General features: G+C 63.6%; 2 protein-coding genes and 1 pseudogene. All 3 read left to right on the top strand.

Features of this window, described 5'->3' with window-relative positions; translation table 11 throughout:
• Positions 1–77: uL30 family ribosomal protein (locus EOA24_RS38020; protein WP_348633107.1), on the top strand; the 77-nt coding region annotated here is incomplete at its 5' end.
• A 22-nt stretch (positions 78–99) separates the two neighbouring features.
• On the top strand, positions 100–573 hold the full coding sequence (gene rplO / locus EOA24_RS38015) for a 50S ribosomal protein L15 (RefSeq protein WP_126083813.1): 474 nt from the start codon (positions 100–102) through the stop codon (positions 571–573).
• A gap of 257 nt (positions 574–830) precedes the next feature.
• Positions 831–1356 (top strand): annotated as a pseudogene (locus EOA24_RS38010) (preprotein translocase subunit SecY); the annotation flags it as partial.

Raw genomic sequence — 1356 nt, 5'->3', positions numbered from 1 at the left:
CGCTGGAAGATACCCCTTCCGTGCGCGGCATGATCGCCGCCGTCCAGCACCTCGTCCGCGTCGTGGACGAGGCCTGAACGGAAGCGCAGGAGAAGAATGATGAAACTCAACGATCTGCGTGACAAGGACGGCGCCACGCATTCCAGGAAGCGCCTCGGTCGCGGCATCGGCTCCGGCTCGGGCAAGACCGCCGGTCGCGGCGTCAAGGGTCAGAAGGCCCGTTCGGGCGTTGCCATTAACGGCTTCGAGGGTGGCCAGATGCCGCTCTATCGTCGCCTGCCGAAGCGCGGCTTCAACAACCTGTTCGGCAAGAGCTTCGCGGTGGTGTCGCTGGCCAAGATCCAAGCGGCGATCGACGCCAAGAAGCTCGACGCCAAGGCGGCTGTGACGGCCGAGGCCCTGGTCGCCGCCGGCGTCATCCGCCGCGCCAAGGACGGCGTGCGCGTGCTGTCCGACGGCGAGCTCAAGGCCAAGCTCTCCTTCGACGTCGCTGGCGCCTCCAAGGCCGCGATCGAGAAGATCGAGAAGGCCGGCGGTTCGGTGAAGCTGCCGGAAGCGGCCGCCGCCGAGTAACGGCGATTTGAAGCACGGCCGACCGGGATGACTTCGCATTTTCCCTCGAACCGCGCTTTGACCAGATGAATTGGGCGGCCGCGTCAACGCGGCCGCTTGCATGTTTAAGGTCCGGAGCTTATCTCGTGAGCTTCGGTGACACGCGCCGCCTGAGCTGGGGGCGTCGAGCGTGACACGGAAATCAATGAAGTAGAGCAGGATGTTGTCCGAAAACCGCTCCACACTTTTCGGCATCATGCTCTAGCGGAGAATCAGGCATGGCTTCGGCTGCTGAACAACTAGCCTCCAATCTGAATTTCGCGGCCTTCGCCAAGGCCGAGGATCTCAAGAAGCGCATCTGGTTCACCATCGGCGCGCTGCTCGTCTACCGCCTCGGCACCTACATCCCGCTTCCCGGCATCAACCCCGACGCTTTCGCCCAGGCCTTCTCCTCGCAGAGCAAGGGCGTGCTCGGCATGTTCAACATGTTCGCCGGCGGCGCCGTGCAGCGCATGGCGATCTTCGCGCTGGGCATCATGCCCTACATCTCCGCCTCCATCATCATGCAGCTGATGACCTCAGTCATCCCCTCGCTGGAAGCGCTGAAGAAGGAAGGCGAGCAGGGCCGCAAGATCATCAACCAGTACACGCGCTACGGCACCGTGCTCCTGGCGCTGATCCAGGCCTACGGCATTTCGATCGGTCTCGAGGGCGGCAACGGCATCGTCAACGATCCCGGCATGTTCTTCCGCATCTCGACCGTCGTCACGCTGGTCGGCGGCACGATGTTCCTGATGTGGCTCG

Source organism: Mesorhizobium sp. M2A.F.Ca.ET.039.01.1.1 (assembly GCF_003998035.1).
In the GTDB taxonomy this organism is placed as follows: domain Bacteria; phylum Pseudomonadota; class Alphaproteobacteria; order Rhizobiales; family Rhizobiaceae; genus Mesorhizobium.
The sequence above is the reverse complement of the archived record's forward strand: the minus strand, read 5'-3'. Positions and strand labels throughout refer to the sequence as shown.